The organism is Alteribacter natronophilus (assembly GCF_006007885.1).
Taxonomy (GTDB): Bacteria; Bacillota; Bacilli; order Bacillales; family Salisediminibacteriaceae; genus Alteribacter; species Alteribacter natronophilus.
The window spans coordinates 324,310-350,504 of record NZ_VCRO01000004.1 but is presented as its reverse complement, the minus strand read 5'-3'; the positions used below and the strand labels follow the sequence as shown (position 1 = coordinate 350,504).

26 protein-coding genes and 2 pseudogenes are annotated in these 26,195 nt (G+C 37.9%); 8 read left to right on the top strand and 20 right to left on the bottom strand.

Annotated elements, in window-relative coordinates; all coding sequences use genetic code 11:
- Window positions 1-75: 75 nt before the first annotated feature.
- From FGB90_RS14605 to FGB90_RS14595, 3 genes are read right to left on the bottom strand one after another with little or no spacing between them, the layout of a single operon-like run.
- Window positions 76-1,572: a sodium:solute symporter family protein gene (locus FGB90_RS14605; RefSeq protein WP_138811577.1), complete on the bottom strand. Its 1,497-nt coding sequence runs from the start codon at window positions 1,570-1,572 to the stop codon at window positions 76-78.
- A gap of 16 nt (window positions 1,573-1,588) precedes the next feature.
- Window positions 1,589-1,867 carry a hypothetical protein gene (locus FGB90_RS14600; RefSeq protein ID WP_138811576.1) on the bottom strand — a complete coding sequence of 93 codons (279 nt, stop codon included), beginning with the start codon at window positions 1,865-1,867 and terminating at the stop codon, window positions 1,589-1,591.
- Window positions 1,868-1,901: 34 nt separating this feature from the next.
- Window positions 1,902-3,062 (bottom strand): aminotransferase class V-fold PLP-dependent enzyme, encoded by a 1,161-nt coding sequence (locus FGB90_RS14595; RefSeq protein ID WP_138811575.1) that lies wholly within the window; start codon window positions 3,060-3,062, stop codon window positions 1,902-1,904.
- 120 nt (window positions 3,063-3,182) lie between these two features.
- Between FGB90_RS14595 and FGB90_RS14590 the strand changes: the two genes are divergently transcribed.
- The gene (locus FGB90_RS14590; RefSeq protein WP_171051851.1) at window positions 3,183-3,887 is read left to right on the top strand and encodes a Crp/Fnr family transcriptional regulator; all 705 of its coding nucleotides are present in this window, start codon (window positions 3,183-3,185) and stop codon (window positions 3,885-3,887) included.
- A 15-nt stretch (window positions 3,888-3,902) separates the two neighbouring features.
- Window positions 3,903-4,271 carry a hypothetical protein gene (locus FGB90_RS14585; protein ID WP_246056194.1) on the top strand — a complete coding sequence of 123 codons (369 nt, stop codon included), beginning with the start codon at window positions 3,903-3,905 and terminating at the stop codon, window positions 4,269-4,271.
- A gap of 877 nt (window positions 4,272-5,148) precedes the next feature.
- Here the strand turns inward: FGB90_RS14585 and gerQ are convergent.
- Window positions 5,149-5,430 (bottom strand): spore coat protein GerQ, encoded by a 282-nt coding sequence (gerQ, locus tag FGB90_RS20220; RefSeq protein ID WP_438502703.1) that lies wholly within the window; start codon window positions 5,428-5,430, stop codon window positions 5,149-5,151.
- Between the two features lie 53 nt (window positions 5,431-5,483).
- On the opposite strand from gerQ, the gene FGB90_RS20215 reads away from it, so the two are divergent.
- Window positions 5,484-5,672, top strand: coding sequence for a hypothetical protein (locus FGB90_RS20215; protein WP_438502702.1), 189 nt, complete (start codon window positions 5,484-5,486; stop codon window positions 5,670-5,672).
- A gap of 20 nt (window positions 5,673-5,692) precedes the next feature.
- Here FGB90_RS20215 and FGB90_RS14575 read toward each other — a convergent pair whose 3' ends face one another.
- A complete protein-coding gene (locus FGB90_RS14575; RefSeq protein ID WP_138811573.1) occupies window positions 5,693-6,169 on the bottom strand; it encodes a cell wall hydrolase in 477 nt (158 codons plus the stop codon).
- Between the two features lie 523 nt (window positions 6,170-6,692).
- Between FGB90_RS14575 and FGB90_RS14570 the strand changes: the two genes are divergently transcribed.
- Complete coding sequence (locus FGB90_RS14570; RefSeq protein ID WP_138811572.1) at window positions 6,693-8,303, top strand: hypothetical protein; 1,611 nt, start codon at window positions 6,693-6,695, stop codon at window positions 8,301-8,303.
- Window positions 8,304-8,636: 333 nt separating this feature from the next.
- On the opposite strand, the pseudogene FGB90_RS20005 reads toward FGB90_RS14570, so the two are convergent.
- The 5 genes and pseudogenes from FGB90_RS20005 to FGB90_RS14550 all read right to left on the bottom strand — a co-directional run.
- Window positions 8,637-8,822 (bottom strand): annotated as a pseudogene (locus FGB90_RS20005) (hypothetical protein); the annotation flags it as partial.
- Between the two features lie 128 nt (window positions 8,823-8,950).
- Window positions 8,951-10,765 (bottom strand): P-loop NTPase fold protein, encoded by a 1,815-nt coding sequence (locus tag FGB90_RS14560; protein ID WP_138811571.1) that lies wholly within the window; start codon window positions 10,763-10,765, stop codon window positions 8,951-8,953.
- Window positions 10,766-10,919: 154 nt separating this feature from the next.
- Complete coding sequence (locus FGB90_RS14555; RefSeq protein WP_138811570.1) at window positions 10,920-12,443, bottom strand: serine/threonine-protein kinase; 1,524 nt, start codon at window positions 12,441-12,443, stop codon at window positions 10,920-10,922.
- 301 nt (window positions 12,444-12,744) lie between these two features.
- Window positions 12,745-12,921, bottom strand: a complete 177-nt coding sequence (locus FGB90_RS19755; protein WP_171051850.1) for a hypothetical protein — start codon at window positions 12,919-12,921, stop codon at window positions 12,745-12,747.
- A gap of 270 nt (window positions 12,922-13,191) precedes the next feature.
- On the bottom strand, window positions 13,192-13,533 hold the full coding sequence (locus FGB90_RS14550; RefSeq protein WP_138811569.1) for a hypothetical protein: 342 nt from the start codon (window positions 13,531-13,533) through the stop codon (window positions 13,192-13,194).
- Here FGB90_RS14550 and FGB90_RS14545 point away from each other — a divergent pair.
- On the top strand, window positions 13,511-16,063 hold the full coding sequence (locus FGB90_RS14545) for a PQQ-binding-like beta-propeller repeat protein (RefSeq protein WP_138811568.1): 2,553 nt from the start codon (window positions 13,511-13,513) through the stop codon (window positions 16,061-16,063). The genes FGB90_RS14550 and FGB90_RS14545 overlap by 23 nt on opposite strands.
- Window positions 16,064-16,290: 227 nt before the next feature.
- Here the strand turns inward: FGB90_RS14545 and FGB90_RS14540 are convergent, their stop codons facing one another.
- Window positions 16,291-16,548 carry a hypothetical protein gene (locus FGB90_RS14540; protein WP_138811567.1) on the bottom strand — a complete coding sequence of 86 codons (258 nt, stop codon included), beginning with the start codon at window positions 16,546-16,548 and terminating at the stop codon, window positions 16,291-16,293.
- Between the two features lie 636 nt (window positions 16,549-17,184).
- Between FGB90_RS14540 and FGB90_RS14535 the strand changes: the two genes are divergently transcribed.
- A complete protein-coding gene (locus FGB90_RS14535; protein ID WP_246056192.1) occupies window positions 17,185-17,883 on the top strand; it encodes a Type 1 glutamine amidotransferase-like domain-containing protein in 699 nt (232 codons plus the stop codon).
- A gap of 62 nt (window positions 17,884-17,945) precedes the next feature.
- Entirely contained in the window at window positions 17,946-18,746 is an 801-nt protein-coding gene (locus FGB90_RS14530) for an aminoglycoside adenylyltransferase domain-containing protein (RefSeq protein ID WP_138811565.1), read from the top strand.
- On the opposite strand, the gene FGB90_RS14525 is transcribed toward FGB90_RS14530, so the two are convergent.
- Complete coding sequence (locus FGB90_RS14525; protein WP_138811564.1) at window positions 18,725-19,165, bottom strand: phosphotransferase family protein; 441 nt, start codon at window positions 19,163-19,165, stop codon at window positions 18,725-18,727. The two genes, FGB90_RS14530 and FGB90_RS14525, sit on opposite strands and share 22 nt — an antisense overlap.
- Here FGB90_RS14525 and FGB90_RS14520 point away from each other — a divergent pair.
- A pseudogene (locus FGB90_RS14520) lies at window positions 19,133-19,369 on the top strand (phosphotransferase family protein); the annotation flags it as partial. The gene FGB90_RS14525 and the pseudogene FGB90_RS14520 overlap by 33 nt on opposite strands.
- Here FGB90_RS14520 and FGB90_RS14515 read toward each other — a convergent pair.
- The 8 genes from FGB90_RS14515 to FGB90_RS20145 form a co-directional block, all read right to left on the bottom strand.
- Window positions 19,366-20,091, bottom strand: coding sequence for a hypothetical protein (locus tag FGB90_RS14515; protein ID WP_138811563.1), 726 nt, complete (start codon window positions 20,089-20,091; stop codon window positions 19,366-19,368). The pseudogene FGB90_RS14520 and the gene FGB90_RS14515 overlap by 4 nt on opposite strands.
- 212 nt (window positions 20,092-20,303) lie before the next feature.
- Complete coding sequence (locus FGB90_RS14510; protein WP_138811562.1) at window positions 20,304-20,756, bottom strand: hypothetical protein; 453 nt, start codon at window positions 20,754-20,756, stop codon at window positions 20,304-20,306.
- Window positions 20,757-20,999: 243 nt separating this feature from the next.
- Window positions 21,000-22,484 (bottom strand): recombinase family protein, encoded by a 1,485-nt coding sequence (locus FGB90_RS14505; protein ID WP_171051849.1) that lies wholly within the window; start codon window positions 22,482-22,484, stop codon window positions 21,000-21,002.
- A complete protein-coding gene (locus FGB90_RS19750; protein WP_171051848.1) occupies window positions 22,474-22,614 on the bottom strand; it encodes a hypothetical protein in 141 nt (46 codons plus the stop codon). Before FGB90_RS19750 ends, FGB90_RS14505 begins: the two co-directional genes overlap by 11 nt.
- A gap of 254 nt (window positions 22,615-22,868) precedes the next feature.
- A complete protein-coding gene (locus FGB90_RS14500) occupies window positions 22,869-24,353 on the bottom strand; it encodes a recombinase family protein (RefSeq protein WP_171051847.1) in 1,485 nt (494 codons plus the stop codon).
- Window positions 24,319-25,767, bottom strand: coding sequence for a recombinase family protein (locus FGB90_RS14495; RefSeq protein ID WP_171051846.1), 1,449 nt, complete (start codon window positions 25,765-25,767; stop codon window positions 24,319-24,321). The genes FGB90_RS14500 and FGB90_RS14495 overlap by 35 nt, the downstream gene beginning before the upstream one ends.
- The gene (locus FGB90_RS14490) at window positions 25,736-25,933 is read right to left on the bottom strand and encodes a hypothetical protein (RefSeq protein ID WP_138811558.1); all 198 of its coding nucleotides are present in this window, start codon (window positions 25,931-25,933) and stop codon (window positions 25,736-25,738) included. The genes FGB90_RS14495 and FGB90_RS14490 overlap by 32 nt, the downstream gene beginning before the upstream one ends.
- Window positions 25,934-25,989: 56 nt before the next feature.
- The gene (locus FGB90_RS20145; protein WP_281280057.1) at window positions 25,990-26,124 is read right to left on the bottom strand and encodes a hypothetical protein; all 135 of its coding nucleotides are present in this window, start codon (window positions 26,122-26,124) and stop codon (window positions 25,990-25,992) included.
- Between the last annotated feature and the right edge of the window lie 71 nt (window positions 26,125-26,195).

The following is a 26,195-nucleotide window of genomic DNA, read 5'->3' as shown; positions in this document are numbered from 1 at the left end:
GCAAATAGTAGCATCTAATTACTTTCAAAATTCATTTGTAATTTCATCTTCCTTTCCTCTGGTTGCATTCCCCTCCTATAGTTTCAACATATTTTTTGCTTCTTCTGAGTCTAAGAAGCCATGGAACTTCTTAATAATATGTGCAGACTGTGGTCGAGTGGAGTAACTCACCACCACAAAAACAATGGTATTAGCTGCCAGCGCCCAAAAACCTGGCATCATTCCAAATAAATTGATCCCACCAAGCTCAAACCACACCATAATAATAGTTCCTACTATAAAACCTGAAATAGCTCCTGCCTTTGTAGCACGCGGCCAAAATAATGCACCAAATAACATGGGAAAGATTTGAGCCATTCCTCCTGTAGCAAGTGCAATTAACATAGCTAAAAGAGGAGGCTTTTGAATAGCTGCAAATGCCGAGAACACAAAGATAATTAAAATTGCAACTCTTCCTACTGTAACTAACTGCTTTTCACCAGCATTCTTATTTATAGTGTTGTAAACATCTCTTGATAATAATGCACCTGAGGCATGTAATTGGGAATTTGCAGTTGATAGCATTGCTGCTAATCCACCTGCACAGATTAAAGCTGCAAAAACAACAGGCGTATGTTCAAATAGAAACCTTGGTAAAATTTCATCCGGAAATTCTATTCCTGGATACAGGGCTCTTGTTCCCATTCCAAACCAGACATAAGAAATATAAATCCAAACAAGGAATATCGGGGAAAGAACAGCCACCCATTTAAGGATGCGGATCGAAGTCGCAGAAAACATTCTCATAATTACATGTGGGGCAGCAACACTTAAGCCAATTGTAATAATGACTGTCCAGGAAAATGCCATAGGTAGTGTGAAATATCCAGGTGCGCCAGGTAATACAAGTTGTAAAGGTGTTCTGTCTTCAATTGTCAGCCATGCCTGGGTCGGCCCACCTAATAGAATATTAGTTAAATACCAACCTCCAACTACAATAGCAAAGAACATGAAAACCCCCATAAAAATATCCGTCCAAGCAACAGAACGCATACCACCTAAATAAACATATAATAATACAACTAACCCAAGGCCAGTTGCTCCCCATACATAAGGGACAGCTCCAAAGGTAACAAACTCCGTTATCCAACCTGCACCAGCCAACTGAAGTTGAACATAGGGAATTACAAATGCAGCCAGAACGATTCCTGTTAAGACTTTAAGAAATTTACTTTCATAAAATGCTCCTAACAAATCACCAGGGGTATAGTAATTATACTTTTTACCTAACAACCAAATTCGACTTCCAAATAAATACAAAAGTATTCCACCGATTGTTTGTGTATAAGGACCAATCGCCCAGTATGAGATCCCATGGGCATAAAGGAAACCCCCGGTACCCAGAAAAGCAGAAGCACTGTGATAGGTCGCAGTGTAAGTAAAAAATAATGCTGCAAACCCTAGGGTTCTACTTGCCACAAAGTAATCTTGCGCAGATGTATCCATTTTTTTAGCCCAGCCGAACATCCCTATAGATAGTACAATAAATGTAAACAGCACAACTATTACAATTGAGATGACTGCTTGATCCAAGATAATCTCCCCCTTCTCAAATCCAAAGTTTTTTAGCTGCGTATATACCTGCCGCCATAATTACATGCACCCAAAACGTAAGCCAAACATAGGTAAATGGCATTCCTAAAATAAATGGATAAGCTGTGTTCGCCCACATTAGCCCCGGATAAACCATTAAAAAAGAAACGATTATAATACTGGATAAAACCCACCCGAGCTTTGTTCGCGGCATGATATAAGTATGTTTCTTTATAAGCCTCTCAACTTCTGCTTTCTCATCATATTCCTCGTCCGTCTTAATACGTGTTTCCATCGACTCTTCTCCTCCTTAGATAAGAAATGTATTACTATACCTTTAATACATCTTCCAATTCATCAACCACTATTTTGAGGTTTTCCTGAGTGGTGAAGAAGTGTGGAGCAATACGAATAACATCCCCACGGGCAGAGGCAATAATTTGTTTTTCTTTTAGCTTTCGTTCCACATCATGGGGATTAGGAACTCTAATGGCTGTTACGGCACCTTTCCTTTTTATGTCGAGAGGGCTGGCAATATCCATTCCTTTAGTTCTCATTAAATCCAGAGTGAATATCGATAGCCTGTCAATTCTCTCTTCTATGTTTTTTGGTCCAACTTTATTAATTATCTCCATTCCTGCTCTTGCAGCAAAGGCTGTAAGAATCGCCGGCGTTCCCGTGTCAAACCTTCTCGTATCAGGTGCATAATCTAAATTTTTTATCTCAAAACTAAAAGGATTTTTCATTCCAAACCAACCTGTAATTGACGGTTCTAATCTTTCTGATAATTCTTTCTTAACGTAAATAAATGCTATCCCCGGCATTCCTAACAAGTACTTCAAGTTACCGGTTGTAAGAATATCAATATCCATCTCCTTAACATCTATATGGGAGGTACCAATATCCTGATAGGCATCTACATAATAGATTGAACCTTTCTGATGAATAATCTCACCAATTTTTTTTAAGTTTTGCTTAAAACCGTTTTGATAATAAGCTGATGTAACACAAGTTAGCATTGTATTGTCATTCACGTATTTTTCATAATCCGCTTCTTCGATCTCACCGTTTTTCACCGGTATAAAATCCACACCGAAACCTTGCCTCTTCGCTTGAGCCAGGCTAACATGACCGATTGTTGGAAAATCTGCTTCTGTTAAAACGATATTGGACTTTATTTCGTCAAATGGTAATGCTCCTATAATAGAGGCGGTAGCCAGTGAAACAGAGGAAGTTATGGCAACCTCCTCAGGGCTGGCATTAATCAATTTAGCAAACTCTTCTTTTGACCGATTTACTTCTTCCACCCAATACTCCCAGTCCATTCCTACGGTCAACCAGTTATCTAAGTATTTTTCTATAGCCAGCCTCACTTTCTTCGCTTGTGGGGCTTGAGAACAATTCCCTACATGGATCACATCCCTTAAAATGGGAAATTCTTTTTGCCACTCTTTCGCATCTTCTTCTGTAATTAGAGTATTACTTATCATTTTGTCTACCTCCTATTTACCAACTGTTTCATTCGACTTATTTTGTTTTTATTATATCTAAAGATTTTAAATTTTCTGTAAAATAGTTTACAATATTCATAAGAAATGGGGTGTATAGTTATGTTAAGTCAGGACGACCAAAGCTTTTTCAGCCAAAATTTTCAATCACCTTGGTTTCATAACGATGTTAATGACTGGCTGGATATCTTTGAGAAATGTCCTCAAATTAGTTATAGAAAAAATAGTGTTATCTATCACCAGGGGGAGGTCAATCAATATATTTACTGCATCGTGGAAGGGAGAGTGAGAGCTTCCTTATTAGATACGGATGGTCAGGAGAAATCAATTATTATATTAAATAAAGGAAGTATTTTTGGTGAAAGCTCAGCAATAGAACAGATTGAGGCTATAGTTACAACAACTACAAATACTGACTCAAAAATTTCATACATTCATCGAGACCAGTTCCTGAAAACCATCTTAAATAATACAAACTTAAGTAAGAAGTTAATTTTTAACCTCACCTCAAAATTAACTTCATTAAAGAATCATATAAGTGAAATAACTTTTATGAATGCAAATGAAAGAGTTATCACGTATCTGTATAAGCTATCTCAGCAATACGGCTTAGAAACCAAGGTGGGGAGAAAAGTAACAATTAAATTTACACATCAGGAAATGGCCGATTTATCGGGAACCTCCAGGGTAACCGTCTCTAATATAATGAGGAGCCTTGATAAGACGGGAACAATAACAAAAATAAACGGATACTATTATATAAAAAACATAAGCGAATTACTGGAATGGAAGAAATCAAACAAATAAAAGAGGTGAAAAAAAGTGTCTGACGAAGAAGATGTACTTGTTCCTAAAATTACTTCGCCTATAAGAGTAATGTTTATGTTTGAATCAACTGGATGGTTTGATACAACAAAAGAATTTAAAGAAAAAACAATTATTCCAGAGTTTAAAGAAATCATTAATGAATGGAAGAGTAATGAATCAGAACTAATTGGTACTATCGATGCGGATGTGCTTGCATCTGGCCGATCTGGACAACTGGGATGGCATGCCTGTTTCCTATATGACGTTCCTGATTTACAAACAATTACTAACATGACCCATGCTTTTCGTGAAAAGGGTCTGGATCGTTATTTTCGTATTGAAGCCGTTGTTGGAAGGCCCTTTATGTTATTAGAAAATAGTTAAAATCTATTACTTTTCTTTAATTAATTCCTAGTTTCTCTAATTACAATCGTCCTTCTCCACGATTTGAAGAATTCTATCAACGTGTGTTAACCTAGCTAATCTATCCTTAACATCCATGCCGTTCGCGAACGTTTCCTAAGCCAAACCCGCAGTGGACTTTCACCACTTAGCTTTCAGACATCACGGGACCGCACAAAAAGGCTGTCGGCAGGAGAGGTTTTCCTGCTGACAGCCTTTCTCGATTACTTTATTGTCATTTATAGACATCCTATTTGATCATTAAGAATCGCGTTTACCAGTTCCGCAGCTTGTTTGATAGAAGGACTAATGTTTTGTAGTTTAGTATTAACATTTTGGCTTACTAATTTATTATATTTGGTAGGCATCCTCCGTACTGTTAACAAATTTATATTTTAAAATTTATAGTACGGTTCTCCTGCATGTACCTTCCTTTTCTTTTACAAGTTCTTCAGCAACCGCCAATGCAGAATAACATTTACATTGAATCCACGATTAACTTCCAAAGTTTCACAGGGAATAATAATGTCGACAAAATGAGGTGGCGTATTCGCGCTTCAGTACCCTATCTGCGGATTGAAGTCAGCAAAAAGGAAGAACCAACGGTGCTTTACCGGTTCGATGAATTGTTAATTATCCACGTAAATTGTCTGAGACACTACCTCCACATGTGTGGAGGTAGTGGAAATAAAAGCATTCTGAAAGTCATATCTGCTCCCCGTTATGTAACACTCTAAGCTGTCACACTTCCCATTCGATGTTTCCACCGCGCATCTGGAATAATCTTTGCTGATGACTGGAACCACCAAAAACCCGCAAAATCCCTGAATGGATTAGCGGGTTTTCAGCGTTCTTATCATCAATCCGATTCGATCATCGCAGCCTGAATTTCCTCACTGATTCCAAAGTCAGGGTAGTTGATTCGTTCGTCGAATTCCACCCAGTCAAGATTGGACATCAGAAGCAGGTACCGTTTACCGGTGGCCGGGTCGCTGATGATAATATGGTCACGGCCCGCCGTTTCCACGCGCCCTGTGTACACCATCGCATTCCAGCTGGTGTTCCCCCGGTACGTATAATAGAAGGTCCCGATCTTACCTTTGTTGTACCGAAGGATGTTCTCGATAAAGGATTCTTCCACCACACGTCCCGGGAATTGCTGCCAGGTCCCCGCCGGAACCACCGGGGTGGCAAATGCCGGTCCGGAAGGTGGGAAGCCGTTTTGCTGCTGTTGAGGTTGTTGAAACTGTTGAAGCTGTTGCTGCTGGTGGGGCTGTTGTCCGTTCTGCTGCTGTACGTTCTGCCCCTGTTGTCTATATGCAGAATGATAACCCGGAACATGATTCATCGGATAATAACCAGAGTGTCCTAATGTCACTGTAAATCCTCTCCAATTCTTTATTTTAGCCGTAAAACTCCGGACAATAGCCCGGTACACCGACATAGAAGCAATGATTTTTATGTGCAAACTCAAACTGCGTCATCGGGGATCTTGGCATCGTGTCTGTACAGGGCTCCCGGAATGATCTGTCAGGACTCGGGTTAAAAAACCACAGGCTCATTCTCGACCGCGGCTCCCGGAACCCGCTCAGGATATCCTCTGCCCTCTCCAGGTCAGACTCGTCGGGCCGCTGTGTATACAGAGATCCATTTAAGACGGGCTCGAAATGAGGGATCCCAGTACCCGGGATTTCCTGATAAATGGCATGATTGATCGTGCGTAAATTTTCGAAGTCAGGACCACAGTCTGCCTCCACCCGGTTGGCCACAACCGTACCAACCATCTGCATTCCAACAGCGCCTTCACCAACCGCCTCCGACATCATGAGCCTTGCTAACGACTCGATATCACGTTCATTATGATTTATTCGCCTACCCATCTACTCACCACCTTCAACCTATACAACATTAACTTATTGCCTGAAGGCCATTTTCGAAGCTTGCCACCCAGCCCAATCTGGGGGAATGCCTCAAAAGTTTGGAAGAACACATAAAAAAGGGATCAGTGCTGGTTAGAATCAGAAGGTGGAAATTGAGGATTACACACAGGTGCAACCTGCTTACGGTGTTAATGACAGCCGTTAACTTCTTCTTTCATGGGTGTTCTTACCGATACATCGCTCGTTATTTCCTGCAAAAACAAGTAGGACAGTTCTAATGTTCACCAACAATACAGGATCCCTCCAAATTTAAAAAGCCTTCACAGAGTGTGAAAGCTTTCGTCGATTCGGAATTTATTAGGTTTACGCTACGCACTCCACATGTGTGGACGTTGTGTCGCAGACAAAATATGATGGGGTGTGGTGGGATTTTGCTTAAGGAAAAACTTTAACATTAAATAATGAATACTCCTTATCCTCATTGTCTAAAATGTTTTTATAATACTTAAAGGAGCCACATAATATGGATTCACTACTCCAACAACACTTACAAAATATAAAACACCTTATGTCGGAAAAGCTCATAACTATAGATGAAAACGGTGAAATTCTGAAGTGGCGTGGCGGTATGTGGAACAAGTATGTACCATTTGCAAACAACAAAAATCAAAAAGCTCAATTAAAATTTAAAGGTTCATTCATTGATGTATGGATTAATCAAGTTGAGTTTATCTGCTTTTATCCCCCAATAAACAATGAATTTTACACAAAAAAAGAGCTTGCAGAGCATTATTTCAATAACAGACTACCTGATTCACTTGTGCAAAAGAAATTCTATTGGATTAATCATCCAAGAAGGTTGGATTTAAATCAAATTCGAACTTTATTGTTTCTAATTATTGATATTAATAAAAAGATAAATGTAACTGAAGTAATTAAGCAATGTCGGGGTCTTTATGATGTTTGGTTGGAATACAAGAACAAATTAAATTTAGGTCGAAATTTCAATGAATTTCTATCTGAACATTGTGGCATTTCTGGAAATTCTATTATACCTTGCGACTATAAAGTTGCTGAAGGTAGAATTGTTCATGCTGAAATTGAAGCAATTATCAATAAACATACAGATTTAATAACGGATTCGAGTAAAAACAGATATCTTAACAATGATGATTTACAAGAGCCAGATGCCTTAACTTCAGACTTTGAAACAGCAATAGATTTCAAAACATCAAAACCTTCAATTGAAGCCATCTTAAATGGAAAAGAAGTCACAAAGTATCCACAAGTATATAGCAGTGTTTTAGTGCTGTATCTTTTCGGGGAACGAGATGAAATCACAAAGTTATCCTCATCAGTAACTATGATGAGTATTTATACGTGGGCAAAATTACTGCAGCTAAACAGAAAAAAAACAAAAAAGCTCCTTCACGATATAAACAATTTGGCAAATAAGATTAACGAATTTAGAAACAATCGTGATTTTGAAGGCTACTATTCAAAAGTACTTGTAGCAATTTTTGATTGCTTAAAAGCAGGAGAATCATCACTTAAAGAAATTTCTAAAGCTACTGGAATCTCCTACGAAACCGTCACTCAAATTGTCCATAGCAATTTATACAATACTCTTTCTTTATCAAAAGAAATAATAAAGATGTACAGAGAGAATAAATTTCAAGAAAAATCCTTTTATGCCTTTCATTATAATGACCCATCACCCTTAGGGCCATTTATTGGGTATAATAAAGCTTTAACTTACTTAAACAACCATGACCCACACTCCAACGAACGCCCACTTGCTTACTATGATATTGAACGTTGTTTAAACAAGAGACAAAACGCCGCTAAAGGATATATTTTTATCCGAAAACGTGATTATTCAGATGAATGGAAGAAAAAGGTTTACCCTCAGAAAAGAAAACGTGCAATCCACCAATTAAAGAAGACTTACGGGACTATTAAAGTCTATAAAATTATAAAGAAAAGTAAAGTTTTCATTGGTGAATTTAAGAATTGTGCTCAAGTTGGATTATTTTTGAACATGCCTGTCTGGCAGGTTGAAAGACGGCTAGAAAAAGGATGGGAAGATTATGTTTTCGAAAGATATGTACCCGGCTTAATTAATGATTTATAAAAAATATTGGGCGCACCTACTGTGGACGCTCATTCATTTCCGAGTAATTGGTCATTAAGATACACCCCTAAAGAACAACCCAGCATACGTTCTTAAATCTAGTCATTCTGACCAAAGGGGATACTCATTAAAAAGAATATTTATTTTTGTACGGAGTGAAGGTCGCCCCTAAATTTGACATGACTCAAATAACATTTAAAGAAATGAGAGATAGACGCTTCTCTTCCAACTGTAACGAAAGATTTGGTTTTGATTGTACAGAAACCATACCCTAATTCACGAACTCACTATGAGGATTACTTTCAATGAGCCGTTCCCGGCTCAGGGTATTACCACCTGCGTCGTTCGGGGAGCTTCCTTAATTCCCTCGGCAGCCAGAATCATCTTCGCTACCTTTTCCCCAAACAGGCGCAACTTCACAATCGTGGTCTGCGGGTCATGATAAACGTTATTTTCAGCGGGCTCCCCTAAGTTAGCGAGTACATCCCACTCACCTCTAAAAAAAGAAGTTGCTCCCATCGTTATCGTTATCACCCGGTTTCTGTAGTTATGTCGGTTCTAACATAACATATGGGAGATTTTTTGTAATATAAAGTAAAATTTGTAGTATAATTACTCTAGTAACTACCTTGGATTATATTAAAAATTTATTCTTCTACTTCAGGCTCCTCTTTAAACTCAATTAACGCATTTAAAGTATCTATGATTCTTTTAAGTATTAAATGACTTAACACTGATTCACTTTGTTTTACTAAGTAACATTCAATCTCATTTTTTAATTCAATAATCCAATCTTTAGTTTGTGGACTTAAATTGGTCTCTTTAAACCTTACCCGTAAAGACATATCGAAAGAATTTAATTCCTCATTTTCGAAGTTTAGTAAACCTTTTTCTAGAAATTCGGATGGTTTTATAGTGTGTTTTGACAATTCTTCAGAGCGCCTATGAAATTCTTGCAGGAAAAAATCTCTAGTATCATTATTAAAAGCATTAGTCATAAAATCTTTTTTTTCAGCCAGTATATTCTCATGTTCTTTTTCATCCACGAATTCCATTATCTTAGTGTTAACTTGCTTTACAACATTTTTTTCTATATTTACTAATGAGTATAAGACTCTACCTTTATATTCATTAATGTAGGTATTCTTTTGGATACCTTCTTCGAAAATACTAAAAACTTCATCTATGTGTAAGGTAACTACATTAGATTCTATTAATTCATTTATCATATAAAAACATGGTGAGTAATTAGACAAAAGGGGGGTTCCTTGCTTTATTTCAGCTAATGCCTTATTAGTTACTTGAACTATTTCGTCATCTGGTATTGTATACATGTTTAATATCTGAGAAACATAACTAGGTGGTGTATTCTGCAAGGTGATTAATTCATTCAACTCTTGTGTTATTTTTTCCTTATCTAAATTTCCATTACACACTAATAATTTAGAAGAATTATAAAATTTTCTCTGCATATTATACCCTTCAAGGTAATTCTTGCTAAAATCTAATAAACCTTCTAGTTTGACAGCCTTCCCTTTCGACTCATTTATTCTTCTTTTTGCATCCTCCTTTACTCTCCTACTCTCAAAATCACCTAATGAATTAATAGAATTAAATATTTTGCTACTAACTCTATTTGTTTTTATCTGTAAAGATAAAATTATTGTGAAAAGAATTAAACTGTCTTTATAATCCTTATTAACCTCACTGATTTTCTCCTCTCCTACAGTTTCGTATATACTTTCTATATCTCCTAGAGCTTGTATAAGTGCTCTTAAATTGTTAGTGTTACTATTGCCAAACGCCTTAATGATAGATTGAGTATTCCGTTTAAGGTCGTTAAGCAAAAGTTTATTTGAAATGGAAATTTCAAGAATCTCTGGTATAACTTCATTTTCATTTAGATTAAAAGTTAAAGTTTTTCCGATAAGCTTTTCTTTTACCTTTGGGTAATCCTCATCCTCTATCTCGTTTTCGTTTGCTAGAATAATCATTTTCACACCGCTATGTTCAACAAGATTATTTAAAAAACCCATCACTTCTGTTGTTGGTAGTTGTGTCCTTTCAAAATCATCTATACAAAAAATGGTTTCATCAATATTAATTAACTTCTCATAGTCGAATTCTATCTCATTACTAGATACTCCATAGTAGTTTGTAACACCTTGCGCCAATGACTTTACTGCAGCAATTCCTGCCTCTTTTCTTTTAATTCTTTGTTCACTAAACCCTTTTAAGCTTATATATTTCCCATAAACATCTCTTTTTAATGACTCTATATTGCTAATACCATATAAAGACACATAGTTAATTCTATCCTCACCTAACTCATAAGCTATTTTTTTCTTCAACACTTTATTCCAAAAGTGAGTTTTACCACTTCCCCACTCCCCCTTTATTAATAAGGCAAAATTGACATTATCTTTTTTTAAATAATCCATAATCGTGTCTTCTAAAATCACCTAAACCACCTCATTTAATAGATTTCACAAAGACTATTCATTCGTTTCCAAGCTACAGTTTCACATTACATTAAAAGAAATTACGATTATTCTCAATATTAGAACAAGCGCTTTTTACAGGTTTAGAATATAAATAAAAAGTTAGTTTTTATGATTAATTTAGCATTGAAGATATCTCATGTTTCCTTAAGCGGATTAACTTATATATATCCTCTTCCATTAGTTCCCCTCTCACCAATAGATTCTTGTATATATCTGATACAACTAAATCATTATTAGAAATTAATATAGGGTGTGACTGAGTAGCCAAAAAATAAAATTGAGGTATAAGATTTCTTCCCCTTACTTCAGCAGTTCCATCTAATTTAACTATAGTGCCATCCATCTCTGCTACCCCATCATCATATTCTTCTCTAGTAATATATTTATTCTTAAACCAGCCAGCTTCACTCCATTCGTATTTCCCTCCATCACCATAAATGCTAAAATCAGACATTGCCTTAGTTTTAATTAAGATAAATTGGTGGTCAAGAGAATGAGATTGTTTCATAGCCCACATTTTTTCAATAACTATTTCTGTACTATCCATAACCCATTCATTTGTATTAATCTTATTGAATTTTCTCCCAATAGAACTGTTACTATCGCCCTGGGTCCACCACAGGTTAACTTTACCAATTATTTCACTCAGTTCGGTAAAGACCATATCTATCTTAGTTGAGTCAGTTGTGTCTATCAGTCCTCTTTTTCCAGGAAAACAATTGAGTAAGACTTCATTAAACTTTTCTAAGTCTACTATAACTTTATTCATTTGCTGTTGAAGATTATAATTTTGCTCGTTCTGAATGATTATCTTATCCCAAATAGCTTTCGCATCATCAATGCTTTGCGGTCGTTGTTCTATTTCGCGATTTAACATAGTACTTACCATTGGTTCAATCGAACTGAAAGAATTATCAACTCTATCTAAGGGTTCTCTGTTTCCTCTTGCAACACCACCGGTAATTAACCATGTGATTATTTGTCCTAAAGCGAAGATGTCCATAGTGGGGTGAGCCACACTTCCTTTGACGAATTGCTCAGGAGCGGAAAAGTCAAAGTTCGCCATTCTATCGCCTCGCCTTGTCTCAACGAACCGGTGATAAATAGCTGGGTCGAACCAAGATATACCAAAATCGGCCAGTACCATTTGATTATCTTCAGTCATGAGTATGTTCTCAGGTTTCAAGTCTCGGTGTACAATACCTTTACTATGCAGGGTGGCGACAATATTAAATAATTGAATAATTAGCCCTTTTATATCACCAAAATTTGAGATTTCATTCTTTTCTTTCCATGATTCTAATGTAAATGGATATTTTCTCATAAGCATATAGGGGTAATCTGTATCATTAACTTTAATATGACCTAAATAGTATATTGGAACTACTGCTCCAGTATCAGCTAGTTGAACAATTTCTCTAAACTCTGTAATGAATCTTTTATATTTGGATGATTTGTTATCTTCAGCAAGGATTTTAAGAGCAACTTGTTTGGTCCCCAATTTACTACTATAGACTAAGGCATTACCCCCTTCACCAATCCTCTCCTCTACTGTTATTGGACCTAATGGTGAATCAATACACTTTTCTTGTTTAATGAATCTTCTTATTTTATTTTTCTTATCTTGGATAGACATTTTTATTTCTCCTTAGCCTTAATGTATTTATTAATCTAGTTTTGTTAAAAATGCATTCTCCCTATATCCTAGCATAAAAATCCATATATTATCATTTATCCCCAATGCTGGGCGGTTGCTAAGAAGTGAAGCTTTTAAAAACACTTAGATAGTTCCAAAAATGTTCCTCAAAAAAACACGAGCCTCAGCCCGTGTTTTAGATGCCATATGCAGTTCCAGTTCCGAGAATCCGTAATAAATATCCGGAGTTCCATCCACGAAGATGTTTGTCTACTACCCGATGGATGATTTCAATCACTGTTTAACCCGAAAAAAGGTAGTCGGCAAAATTCTCCTCGATGTTTGCTTTGTCCAGCGTGTTCTGTTCCTGTTCATTCTGAAATCTCTCCAAATCTTCTTCAAGGATTGCTTTTTCTTTGTCAGCATCTTTAATGGATATTTGGCAGCTTTCCCTGTCCAGTTCCCCGTCTGCCATCATCGTGCCCAGGCCCTTTTTTCTACGCTTGAGGACTTCGATGCGGCCTTCTACATTCTCAATTTCGCGCTCATTTCATTTGGAGTAGTTAGTCACCTTCTTGTGGAAATCTCTTTTCATTACTTCTTTATCCATCTGACTCATCCCCCTCATAAAAGTCCGTCTTCACAATCTCCATGAGAACGGCTTCTTTTATAAGATGCGACTTGTAGCACTTCGCTCCCTACTTGGCACAACGACCACATACATACCCTTTCTATTATTTCTAATAGTTCATGCCTCTGACGTTTCTCCATCATTTTCTTTTACTTGGTAAAACGGTTCCTTCGGTATAATTGGTTCATGAACATTATCACAGACAGTCTGCTGCTCGACCATTTGTCTGTTTATATCGTGGTATTGGTCCACTGTAATACAACCTTCGTCAATGATGTACTGATTAGTGATGATGATAATGGCATAACCTTTTCTGGTCGCTTCTTTTAACACAGGGATAGCGCCATCCATAAAGACCGGCTGCGATTGAATTATTATTTTTACTTTTTTTCCATATGTTACAATTGAAACATCAAAGATTATAGGAGGCATGATTATGGGTATTATTAGTAAAATCAAAAGTATTTTTAATCCTCCCACCGAACAAGCCAAAGAAACATCCCCAGCGTTAAAAGAAAAATTCCAGCAGACAAAAATGTCACAAAATCAATGTTACGTGAGTGTCAGGAAACCTCGTCACAAGAAAATAGAGATTATCCCCATCACGATGGAAGAAAAAAAAGAATGGTCTTCTTTCTTTTCCGTTGAAAAAGAAAATCCTACCCTTCCCGGTTTTGAAAATCGTTCCAGAAGAAAATTCCGCCACCTTTTTCATAATGAGAACATAATCATTACAGAAGCTGCGGGGTCCATTGAAATTGTCTCAAAGGACATAATTAAACAATTCACTTTGAAAGATACAAAACTAGAGAAAATGACTCCAATAACAACAACTGAACAAGGGATTATCTTGCAAAATAAAGGAACAGTAGCCTTTATTAATTTCTTATCTCAAGAAGCATACCTTTTTGAATTCGACTGGATGCCTTTTTCTTTTGCAATGGGGGAGGATTATTGGTTAGTAGGAACACGAGAAACATATGACGGTCCTGGTGAATTATATTGTTTTGAAATAAATGGCACACAAAGATGGGGGGTGGCTTTTAAAGAAAGCATGGCTTCCATGTTCGGAGAAGTAAAGTTTACATCTTATTTACTTTCCGTTTGTAAGGAAACGAATGATATTTTTGCCGGTAGCATGGATAGAATATATCGAATCGACCCTCAAAATACCTCCCTAAAGACAAGAATCGCAATTTCAGAACTAAAGAAAAAAGACCTTCAAAAAAAATATGCTGAACTAGAACGTTCTTTATCGGTACCACCGAAAACGGAAGATGAAGCGATTAGTCAATTTGCTACAAAACTAGCTGCTCAATTTTCTATAGGTTTTGAAAAAGCGTCTGTCAACTCTCCTTTTGTAGGCTTTACACATGACCCGAAGACAGGTTATCTATTTCTGATGGAACGCGAAGGACGCGTCTCTGCCTGGGATAAGAAAGGCAACCTCCTTTGGATTAACACATTTAAAAACGAGGGAAGGTTTATCACTTGGTTGGATGATAAATTAATCATTTCCTTTGTGGAAGGAGAAACATTTTGGCTAAACGACGATGGGAAATTTATATTCGGAGCCAAGTTGCCAAAAGAAGCCTCCACCATCGACCTTATTCCAAGCTCAGACTCTTACCTCATCGTTTCTCAGGATAACCGTTTATATGAATTACAGAAAGAAACCGGTAAATTAATTAAAGGTTCTGAAGGGCATCCTGGTATGTCACTATTTGTAGTATCAAACCACTCTATCTTTTTTGACGGAAAAGGGAATGGACAAGGTTATTTTTGGCTTGCACCAGAAAATCACCAGTGGAAGCACTTTGAAGCGAGAACAATAGAAGATATAGAAGAATTCGACGTACAAAGTGGTGTCGCACCTGAAATTGCAGCAACAACCCCATTTAAAAAGTCATGGGAGTTAAAAAGCGAGGATAAGTGGTTTGGGAATCGTTTAGTAGACCCTAAAAATGACCTTATATATGTTGTTGAAAAAGCGCCTGAAAAATCTATAGAAGAACGTGCTAAATTGACGGATGCCCAAAGAAGAAAGGAGTTTAGCAGTCATTACCTTGTATGTTATGACACGAACAAACAAGAATTATGGAGAGAACACATTTACTCCAGCATGTGGTCATTATTCTTATCGCCTGACGGGGAATACATCTTCACTAGTAAACCAAAAAAAGATGAAATTACATATGAACCAGGTGATATCCTAGTTTACTCAAAAGACGGGACACTACTTCATAAGTTTAAATCGAAATCACAAGGATTTCAGCTCGAATTTCTATCAAACGACAAAGCTTACGTTCGTTTTACAGTAGATAGAGGAGAAAAGCCGTTTAACGGTTACTTCGAAAGAAACCAAAAAGGAAAATGGACGCTAGTATTTGATGAAACGGGGCAAGAGAAGCTAAATAAACCTTTTGGGGCTGGTCTAAATGAAATCAAAACGAATAACTTTGAATTGGTAAGAACGGATAAGAAAATATATAGCCTCTCAAGCGATGAAAAAACCGAAGAACTAAAGCTTCAAGCAGCTATTTATGAGGCTGTTGAATCAGAGAACAAGGATTTCGCTATGCGTATTGGTACACGAATAGTTCAAATTTTTAATAGTCATTTAGAGAAAAAGTTAGAGTTAAAGGAAGAGGAAAATATTCAGTCCATTACCTTGAGCTCTAATCGCATCATTATCCTTACAAAGAAAGAAATAAGAGGTTATTCATATAACGGCGAACTGCTCTGGCGCTACAGTACTATACCAAAGGTCAACACAACAGGCGTTTACTGGTCTCCCGCAGACAACAAGGTACTCTGGGTTGCTTCAAGTAACCTAGAAACGATTGTTGCCACCCTATCAGAAGAAGGTAAGGTCATCAACAGTCAGTCATTCAATAAAGAAAGCTATCACCGACCAATCGAAGCATTTCCCAATGAATCTTGTTTTGTAGCACATACAAATGAAAAACTTACTGGATATAAATTATAAACAAGAACATAAGGGGCCTAACGGTTCCGGAAAATAATTCCGCATAGCAAATGAAAATAAAATTACATTTATCTCAAACAATGTAAAGCACCTGAACATTTTCAGGTGCTTTTCTCTTAGTAAATTTATTTTTTTCTGTAACAAACGCTCCTATAGTTTAAGTCATTATTTACAGCCTCTTTTTAATGAGAAAACTACGAGTTAACTAACGATAAATTGGAATATGCCTACTTGATTCCGTCAGTTTTTAGCTCTTCAATAACTTTTCTTAAAAATCTTCTGGTTTGGTCTACATCCGCAATGGTCTTGTTATCAAAACGGCTATCAGCCCAAGATGTCTTACCAGTAGAGCGTATGAGTAATTTTCCACCTTTAATTAAGTAGTGGTTAGTTTCTTTGAAATTTCTATCTACGAAATTAGTAGTTTTCGCAAACCCCTCATTTATATCTAAGAGTTGTTTTATTACATCTTTCGTCAATCTCATTGTTATTAACCTCCTCAATTCGAATTCCGGTTATCTGTTGGTTAAATGCAGATTGAACAAAGTCGCGTCATCTTCTCATATTACTTTAACATAAATAACCATTCAATCTGGTAAATTTAACTTCTACTTCGTAAAGAAATAACTGTATAAACGCAAAGGCCCAAGCTGTCAAAACAAAAACCCGAGCCCCAGCCCGTGTTTTAAGATGCATTATGCAGTTCTAGTTCTCGTTCCGAGAAGCCGTAATGAATCTCCGGAGAGCCATCCTCAAAAAATGTACACTTTGTCAACTACCCGATGGATGATTTCAATCGTGTTTGACCCTGAGAAGAGGAATTCGGCGAAGTTTTGCTCGATGTTTGCTTTGTCCAGCGTGTTCTGTTCCTGGTCATTATGTAATCTTATTATATCTTCTTCAAGAATTGTTTTCTCTTTATCAGTCTTTGATGGATTCCAGGTAGCTTTCTCTGTCCAGTTCCCCATCTGCCATCATTGTGACCAGGTTCTTTTTTCTGCGCTTAAGGACCTCGATACGGCCTTCTTTTAAAGAGGTAGATGCTTTCATGCAAGATACTAATGGAAGTACATTTGAGTTTCTTAAAATGGAATATAATTGCCCACTGGAGGAATGATGGATTGAGACAGATTATCGCAATGGGTGGCGGCGGGTTCTCCATGGAGCCAAAAAACCTTTTACTTGATAACTACATACTAAGTCAGGTCAAAAGCGATGCACCTAAGGTTTGCTTCGTTCCCACCGCCAGTGGAGACCAGACAAATTATATCGAACGATTTTATAAGGCATTTCAGACACTTCCCTGCCAGCCTTCCCACCTGTCACTATTTGAACCGGAAGTGACAGACACAGAGAGTTTTACTCTAGAACAGGATGTCATTTATGTGGGAGGTGGTAATACGAAGAACATGCTGCTGCTCTGGAAAGAATGGGGTCTAGACACCTTATTGAAAAAAGCTTACGCAGAAGGGATTTTACTTACCGGGCTAAGTGCAGGCTCAATCTGCTGGTTTGAAGAGGGATTAACGGACCCGTTAAATGCTCCGTTATATAAGTTAGACTGTTTAGGTTTCCTCAAGGGCAGCAACTGTCCTCACTATGATGGCGAGAACAAAAGAAAACCGGCCTATCACCAGTTACTATCAGAAGGGAAAATAATAGAAGGATATGCAGCGGATGACGGCGGTGCTCTTCATTTTATTAATGAAACGCTATTCTCATCAATCAGTTCCCGACCAATGGCCAAAGCATATACCGTTAAGTGTGAAGGTAATCAAGTCGTTGAAGATGAAATTAGAACAATCTACCTGGGAGAATGATAATTCATTGATAACCTTCATGACCTCATTTTTGAACAAGTTAGTGGGAAGGGGAAAAGTACATGAATTTTAAATGGGAATCCTGTACTCCCTACGTACAGAGTTTGGTTTCTACTCTGCAGGATGAGATTACAAAAATAATCAATGATAATTTGCTTGGTTTTTATCTTCACGGTTCTTTAGCAATGGGCGGATTTAATCCTAAAAGCAGTGATATTGATATATTGGTTTTAATGGAAGAAACAATAACAGTGGATATGAAAAGGCAGTTAGCAGCGTTATTATTGAAGTATTCTAATTCTCCATATCCAATCGAAATCAGCTTTCTAAGTGAAGCTCAATTAAAAAATTGGGTTCATCCTTGCCCGTTTGATTTTCATTATAGTGAATTTTGGAGAGAACGATATGAAGATGATTTATTAGAGGATACATATATTTATTTGAACGAAGATATAAACACTGATGCAGATTTAGCTGCTCATATCACAATCTTGCACGAAAAAGGAATTTGTCTGACAGGCAAACCGGTTCATAAAGTCTTTCCTTCAATTCCCCGGGATGATTATATCTCGTCAATAATGAGTGATTTCTCTGACTGTCTGGAAAATATTGAAGTAGACCCTATCTACTGTATACTGAATTTAATTAGAGTATTCTGGTATTTAAAGGAAGGTGAAATCTCTTCAAAACTGGAAGCTGGTCAATGGGGATTAAAAGCGTTGCCACAAGAGTATCGAACTACTATCAAAAAAGCGACGGATAGCTACTCAAGTGGTAATCTTCATTATCAATTTAAGCAAGGTGAACTTGCAGCAGTAAGAAATTATATCTCGAAAAACGTTCAGAAGTTATTACCCTTGTAAGAATCCTTGGGAGGTGTTCCCGTTTTGTCTCCAATTAAGATAAGCTCTCTTCTTTTTTTTCGGTTTGTTTCATTAAATAGCGCTGTTCTTAGGGTTTCTCCCTCTAAGAAGTCCATTAAGGCCCATGACTGGTTCTTGCTGCTCTCCGCCAGGAACTTCCATACTTGAGGGACCGGTAGTTTTGTTTCGGGACATAAAGTATGTAAGACATCGACTTCTTTTTCGAGCCAAGTATTATATAAGGTCTCTTTTGTTCGCTTTAATGCGTAAAAGGCTCCGGATGTCGTTTCTAAAATACCAACATCAGATGTCCACCCTTGACGGGGGAACGTTAAGGATTCAATGTCACCTATAAATTCTTTTAGTTCATAAGGAATCTCATTTAGGGTGACTATACGATTGATAATGTTCTGGTACACAACGGAGCCATTTCAGGTGTTATTGACTGGTCTGGGGGAGCTTACGGTGACCCCAGATATGATACCGCTTTAGCGGTTAGACCAAAACCATATGCGTTCCAGAATGAAGAGGACAATACATTGTTCTTCAAAGGTTACGGCAGCCGAATAATCACCAATAGTGAATACGATTATTTTGTGAATGGTCTGTATGAATTCTTTTAACATCGATAGTTGAAAGGCGGTTTACTTCCATAGTATTTCTTACTACTTATGTTTAAACTAATCCCTCTTTTCTTAAAGTAAAGAAGCAATGATGAAGACCATATCAATCCACTTGTAGCTATATCAGTTTCAGTATCCATTAAATACTTTTCAATATCGAAATTTACTTTGTCTTTGATAACGTTAATTTCATCTTCACTTCCTGACTCAAACACTTCCTTTAAATTCTCACACAGAGCTAACAGCTTTGTATATTCCTTATATACATCATTGGGAAGCATTACTTTATAAGACGTTGAATGCTTTTCTGCACTTATAGAGAGGCCACTCAACTTCTGAAAAGCTTCTGATTTTCTTTTAAGATTAACAGCTAATTTAACTTTTTCTAGATTGTTTTTCAGAATATATATGGCTTCTTTTTTTTGATTGTTTCTAACTTGTAATATAACAATAATTAAGATTTGATAAATAGCATAACTCTGAGCAAAAGTCTCAATATGATTATCACTTGGTAAATAGTTAAAAGTATTATTAAAAATAAAGGAAATTATCATTGATATTATAGCCGAAGCTAGTATTATTTCAGAGACATATGCCAGAATAAAGGACGTTACTGTTCGGTTATATGAATGTTTCGGAGCTTTACTAAATAAACTTATCATAAAAATAACCGAAGCTAGTACCATCATTACTATATACAAAATAGTTAGATGTTCTTTCATCAAACCCCCCCTAAAAAATCGATTACTGCATACTTCTAGCACCCTTGACAATCTAGTCCTATTACATAAAAAGGGCTTAATTCATATTACATATTCGCGCCTGATTGTTGCAGGTTTATTAGATAGAAATTAGGTACTAAGACAGCTAGCTTATTGGACTAACGCTTCCCTTTAGTTGAAGAAAGGAAAATAAAGAAAAGTTATTAGCGTTGTTATTCGGAAACATGAATAGGTGTATATTGGTTAGCCAGTCTTTTTATCAATTCTTTGTTGCATGTTACACTTATACCTTCAGGGCCGCTTTTACTTGAGGTTATACAGATGTCCATGTTTTTATCAGTAGTCATTACGATGGCAGGAAATGTATATTTTAAGTCTTCATCATAAAAGCCTTTTCTGAAGCCTACTTTCTCTGGGGATTTTTGAGTCTTTATAATAAAATTAGCGTAACACCTTTTTTCATAATCTCTGATAATATTATTAGTAATTACAATGAAGCCTTCTTCAAGTTGCAAGGATGGCGAATATAAAGTTTCATAGAAATCTTCCCCGATTTCGAAGACAATATCAGGACTTAGAATGTTATATAAATGTTTACCAACTATAGCTGTGAGTATATTTAAGCTTTCATTGGATATTAAAGGTGATTCATTAATATGGTTCACTTTATCCTCATCCTCTTTAAAAACATTAATTACTTATTCATCATTTCTGCATTTAGTGTGAAAATATGTCCCCCTCAATAGTTTAAATACATCACAAAGTCTGACTATCCCCTACAATTATTTTAACATAAATATCCATATACTCTCGTAAATCTGTACACCATTTCGGGCAGAGAGTATCACTGCCATGAGTAAGGAAGGACCAAGGTGCGCAAAACAAAAACACGAGCCTCAGCCCGTGTTCTATGATGCATTATGCAGTTCCGGTTCCGAGAAGCCGTAATGAATATCCTGGGTACCATCCTCGAAAATGTACACTTTGTCTACTACCCGATGGATGATTTCAATCGCGGTTGAACCGGAAAAGAGGTACTCGGCAAAATTATCCTCGATATTTGCTTTGTCCAGTTTGTTCTGTTCCTGGTCATTTTGCAATCTCTTTAAATCTTCTTCAAGGATTGCTTTTTCTTTGTCAGCGTCTTTAATTGATTCCTGGCAACTTTCCCTGTCCAGTTCCCCGTCCGCCATCATTGTGACCAGGTTCTTTTTTCTGCGCTTAAGGACTTCGATACGGCCTTCGACATTTTCAATTTCCCGCTCATTTCTTTTGGAGTAGTAAGACACCTTATTGTAGAAATCTCTTTTCATAACCTCTTTATCCATCTGACTCATCCCGCTCATAAAGTCCCTCTTCACAATATCCATGAGTACGGCTTCTTTAATAAGGTGAGACTTGCAGCAATTCACTCCATACTTGGCATAACGACCACACACGTATCCTTTCCGGTTTTTCTTGTAGTTCATGCCGCTCCCGCAGTCTTTACAGACGAGCAGATTGGAAAAGGGATGATGAGTTGGAGCTGTTCGGTTCCGCTGCCGTTTCTCCATCATCTTCTTTACTTGCTGAAACAGTTCCTTCGAGACAATCGGCTCATGAACATCATCAAAAACAATCTGCTCCTCTTCCGGCATAGATTTTCTCTTGGTTGTGGTAATGCTGATGGTAGTCGTTTGTCTCTGAACAAGCATTCCTATGTAGTGTCTGTTTGTAAGGATACCTTTAACCGTCTTCTCGTGCCATCTCAAGCCTGCATTTTTTCTGTTGTTTACCTGTGCTGGAGTAGGAACCCCTTCAAGAGTTAGTTCCTTTGCCATACCATCAGGACTTTTTCCATCTAGGTAGTCATGGAAAATGCGGCGCACGACACTCGGTGTGTAATCGTCTTTTACAACGAGCTTTTGGTTCTCGATGCGGTAGCCGTATGGGGGATTGGAGTTAAGGTACTTTCCATCCTCCATTTTCTTCTTAAGAATCTGTTTAATGTTTCGGCTCGTGTTCTCTGCTTCCATCTGTGCAAAGATAGCATACAAGCCGTACCACTCATCTTTCCCTTCCATTGTATTGACCATATCGTTGAGCGTTACAATATGCACACCGTTTTCATCTGCAAGGTTCTTAACCCGGTGTGACAGTTCTGCATTTCTAGCCAGACGATAAAGGTCTTTCACAAGGAGAACATCGATGTTCTTGTTTTCGATATCCTCCAGAAGCTCTTTCATGGAAGAGTTCAGTTTCGTCCCGGATTCCGGGCCAGTGTACAGCTTTTCAAGATTCCATCCCTTCTCTTCAATATAGTCCTGCACCATTTCCTTCTGATTTTGCAACGATGCCCGCTGCTCTACTCTGTCGGTTGAAACCCTTACGAATGCCCCTACTCTATAGCTCATGGATACCGTTCCCCGCTCTCTGCTGTTTGGTCTTCTCTTTGATAAAGTCATCCAGTTTTGTATCAACCAGATGTTTAAATACATCCTCAAAAGTGTCGCTTCCCTGCCTGTAATGTCTCTGTGTTCTCATCTGTTTCTCCCCCGTAATTCTTATGTATGTATTGATTAAAAGTTCGATTTTTTGTCCATTATGGATAATAAAGTTTCGATTGTTTATCCATTATCCCATGGCATATTGGATAAAAAATCGAAGTGGTGATGAAAGGAAAGCCTTTGATTTCAAGGCTTTTAGTCGATTTCAGGACTTGAATTTTCCTCAGAAACTGGAACCGGATTCTTCAAGTTCGATTGTTTGTCCATTTGATTTCAGCACTTTTCGATTGTTTATCCAGTTGGTGCCGTTACAGCCTGGACGGGATTCACCTTAAAAGTAACGTCCGCAGTAAATTCTTCCTGATTCACCTGGGTAACAACAATGTCCCTCAGGAACGTCAACATGAGAACCCGTTGCTCGGCCCGGGCAAACTCGTTCAGTTTCAAGTTCCTGAAGAGGGTCACGAAAGATTGAATCTCTTCCGGGTGTAACAGTGCCTGAATATCACTTTTACACTGTTCCAGTTCTTTTACTTTTTCAACAAGGTTATTGAGTGCACCATCATATATGAAGGAAAGTGTTTTATCTTCCTTGCAGACGATTTCCTGGTTTATCTCAATTCGCTTGATTTCAAGTTCCAGAGAATGTTTCCTCTTGTTTAATTCATCATAGTAATTCTGGAGTTGCTGCTGCACCTGGTGCTCATTAAGCTTTAAGGATAGCGACATCTGTTTGCCGACTTTGTTTAAAAGTACCTCATTTACACGATTCATATCGAGTTTGTATGAACACGATGTGCATTGGTAATAAAGATACTTGAAGCCTTTCGTCGAACCGTTACGCTGCTTTAGGCGGTTCCCACATTTCCCGCATTTAAGAAGATTGCTGAAAATAAATGGAGTTTCCATCTTGGTGTATTTCTTCTTTTTCATCTCAAGGATGACTTTGTTGATGCGGTTCAGAGCTTTGGGTACGATTCCTTGGTGTCTGCCTTTTCTCCTGCTGTCTTCATCCGGTCGTTTCTCAAATGACCACTTGAACTCGTCGCCTTTATAAATGTCATTGTCCAGTATTTTGTGTACAGAGCTTTCCTTCCATTTCTTGTTTGAAGAAGAGGGAATACCTGCATCATTCAATACTTTCGTAATCGTAGCAACACCATGTCCCCAGGAAAACAGGAAGTAAATGAGCCTCACAATTTCCGCCTTCTCTGTAGGTATCAGGTCTTTTTTCACCAGTTTGTAACCAAATGGCGCTCTGGAACCGGGATAGACACCGTTGTTCAAGTCGGTAATCTGTAAATCAATTGACCGTCTTGATTTCATTCCCGAATCTGAGTTAGCAACAATCAATTCTAGTTTGACTTTTAAGTCATGGGGGTTCCACTCATCCATTTGCGTAGTGACATAAAACTTCATGTCCGGCTTTTTGGCAAAAACATCGTTGTAAAATTCCGTCACAAACGAATATCCTGTTCTGTCCATTCTTGAAGTATCGTAGAAGAAGACGCCGTCAACCTCGTTTTCAAGAATTACTTTTTTCATTTTCTGAAGGCCTGACCTTTTTCCGGCTTTCTTTTTGTAAGCACTCACACCATCGTCACTGAAGAAGTATGCTTCCGGAATTTCAAATCCGTTCCTGGAAGCAAAGTCCTTGATTGCGAGTGCCTGCGTTTTTAGTGAGTCACTATCATCCTGGGAAGAGTCCTTGGAACGTCGCAGGCACGCCACGCCAATTTTTTTAGGCTCCTTGCTGTTCTGTTGATTGGTTGTCATGTAGAATCTTCCTTTCCAACTCCTGAATATCCAGAAACTCATTGTAATAAAAGTCCATCTCTGCAACTTCGTGAAACATGTAGCAGTCCTTTATGAGATGGGAGACCATAAACACGACTTCTTCCTTACTCACAAGATTGGACACTTTCTTAACAATGTATTGAAGGTTAACCTTGTGATTCTCGAGTAAAAGAAGTTCATCCCGAATGTCTTTTCGTCTGTCTTTCGCATCCATCAGCTTTGCAAGTGCACTGTTTCTACGGTTCCTGGAAGCCAATGCTTCTTCAGGAGATAAAGCAGCGATTTCGTATTGAAGGGTTTCAATTGTCTTGCTGATTTCATGAATCAGGTTTTCATGATGCTCACTCTTCTTATCGATAAGCTTGTATGCCTTATTCTTAATCTTTCCAAGCTGCAAGGAATCCACCATCAGCTGAGCATTATGGAGAAGCATCCTGTTATAATCATCCACTCCTAATTCAACCTTCTGACTCTTGCAGGAACAGGAAAATATCCCGCTGTCACCAACCTTACTCCTCTTGTATTTCATTTCATCCCGGCAGTAACCGCACTTCGGCTTCAGAATGACTTCGTCCTTACGGGCATCGAGGTTTTCTCTAATAACGCTTTGAAAGGAATCAATCACTTCGTGTGCTTTCTGAAAGTCTTCGATGGTTACTATCTGCTCGACATGACTGAGTCGATTAAAGTGTTCCCCATACATTTCACAACCGCAGTAGAAGGGGTCAAAAAGAATGCGTGCCACATCTTCAGCCCCCTTCTTTAATAAAGAGGCCTGATTGATAAGGAGTTCCGCGTAGTCTCTGTGTCCTTCGACTTCCTGTGCTTCAGAGAAAAGAGCTTGAAGTTTTACTTTTTCCTCCGTTTTTGCTGTGTAACTCTTATGTCCATTGTCGTCTTTGTGTACCTCAAAACCATATTTCCTCGAGGGAAACTTGCGGTGTCTGTCTCTGGACCGTCGTGCAATTCCTTGCCCTTCTTCCTCAATCAGGATGGCACTGAATCCTTCAATCAACAGGTCGTTATTGAACGGCATATAACCCGCATCCTCGGTGGTAAACGTTACTTTAACATTGTGCTCCCTGAACATGTCTATTAGTTCAAGGTACTCGAAAAATTTACGGGTCAATCGGGTTCTATCGTACACATACAGCCTTTCAACCTGATTTGATTTAATCATGCCAATCAGCTTAACCATTTCTTCACGGTCCGGAATACTGAGTTTGTTTGCTGATACCCCTTCTTCGTTAAGGACGACATAATCTTCCTCATGAAGTTTCTCACGATACTTTTTATCAGCTGCTATCTGCATGTCCAGATTCTGCTGCTCACTGCTTACCCTTCTTAAAAATACGGTCAGCTTATGTTTCTTCCCTGGTTTCATCCATCTCATTGAACTCATCCTTTTCCTTAAGTTGTGTGTTTGTCAGTAACGCCTGTTGTTCCATGGGGAGATTAAGCAAATGGAGTATCTGCTTTTCTACCAGTCTCTCAATCCACTTATTACCCAGCTCATTATCCTCTTCTACTACTGTTAACTTCCGTACTTTGAATTCCATTCGAGCCACCTCCGGGTTTTAACAACATAATTGCCCGGAAGCGAGGGTGATATACTTTACTCTTCTTCCTTAGACTCAAAGTTGAGTTTAATTTGATGGCTGTTTTTTTCAGTGTCCACGTCATCGCGCTTAATCACTGCACGGTATGTTTGTCTGCCTGGTACTCCCAGCCGGTCTAAAATATCACTCATCCTAAATCCCTGCCTCTCTGTTTATTCATGTTCCAGAATCGGTCAAGTACTTCAGATGAAACACCATGTTT

Coding starts and splice junctions, on each gene's coding strand:
- FGB90_RS14540 (WP_138811567.1), bottom strand. CDS start 16,548: ATGAGATTGACGAAAGATGTAATAAAACAACTCTTAGATATAAATGAG.
- FGB90_RS14490 (WP_138811558.1), bottom strand. CDS start 25,933: ATGGAATTCAAAGTACGGAAGTTAACAGTAGTAGAAGAGGATAATGAG.
- FGB90_RS14505 (WP_171051849.1), bottom strand. CDS start 22,484: ATGAGCTATAGAGTAGGGGCATTCGTAAGGGTTTCAACCGACAGAGTA.
- FGB90_RS14530 (WP_138811565.1), top strand. CDS start 17,946: ATGAATTTTAAATGGGAATCCTGTACTCCCTACGTACAGAGTTTGGTT.
- FGB90_RS20145 (WP_281280057.1), bottom strand. CDS start 26,124: ATGAGTGATATTTTAGACCGGCTGGGAGTACCAGGCAGACAAACATAC.
- FGB90_RS20215 (WP_438502702.1), top strand. CDS start 5,484: ATGCCGGTCCGGAAGGTGGGAAGCCGTTTTGCTGCTGTTGAGGTTGTT.
- FGB90_RS14595 (WP_138811575.1), bottom strand. CDS start 3,062: ATGATAAGTAATACTCTAATTACAGAAGAAGATGCGAAAGAGTGGCAA.
- FGB90_RS14500 (WP_171051847.1), bottom strand. CDS start 24,353: ATGACAACCAATCAACAGAACAGCAAGGAGCCTAAAAAAATTGGCGTG.
- FGB90_RS19755 (WP_171051850.1), bottom strand. CDS start 12,921: ATGATGGCAGACGGGGAACTGGACAGGGAAAGCTGCCAAATATCCATT.
- FGB90_RS14600 (WP_138811576.1), bottom strand. CDS start 1,867: ATGGAAACACGTATTAAGACGGACGAGGAATATGATGAGAAAGCAGAA.
- FGB90_RS14495 (WP_171051846.1), bottom strand. CDS start 25,767: ATGAGATGGATGAAACCAGGGAAGAAACATAAGCTGACCGTATTTTTA.
- FGB90_RS14570 (WP_138811572.1), top strand. CDS start 6,693: ATGGATTCACTACTCCAACAACACTTACAAAATATAAAACACCTTATG.
- FGB90_RS14545 (WP_138811568.1), top strand. CDS start 13,511: ATGGGTATTATTAGTAAAATCAAAAGTATTTTTAATCCTCCCACCGAA.
- FGB90_RS14575 (WP_138811573.1), bottom strand. CDS start 6,169: ATGGGTAGGCGAATAAATCATAATGAACGTGATATCGAGTCGTTAGCA.
- FGB90_RS14555 (WP_138811570.1), bottom strand. CDS start 12,443: ATGTCTATCCAAGATAAGAAAAATAAAATAAGAAGATTCATTAAACAA.
- FGB90_RS19750 (WP_171051848.1), bottom strand. CDS start 22,614: ATGAGAACACAGAGACATTACAGGCAGGGAAGCGACACTTTTGAGGAT.
- FGB90_RS14590 (WP_171051851.1), top strand. CDS start 3,183: ATGTTAAGTCAGGACGACCAAAGCTTTTTCAGCCAAAATTTTCAATCA.
- FGB90_RS14515 (WP_138811563.1), bottom strand. CDS start 20,091: ATGAAAGAACATCTAACTATTTTGTATATAGTAATGATGGTACTAGCT.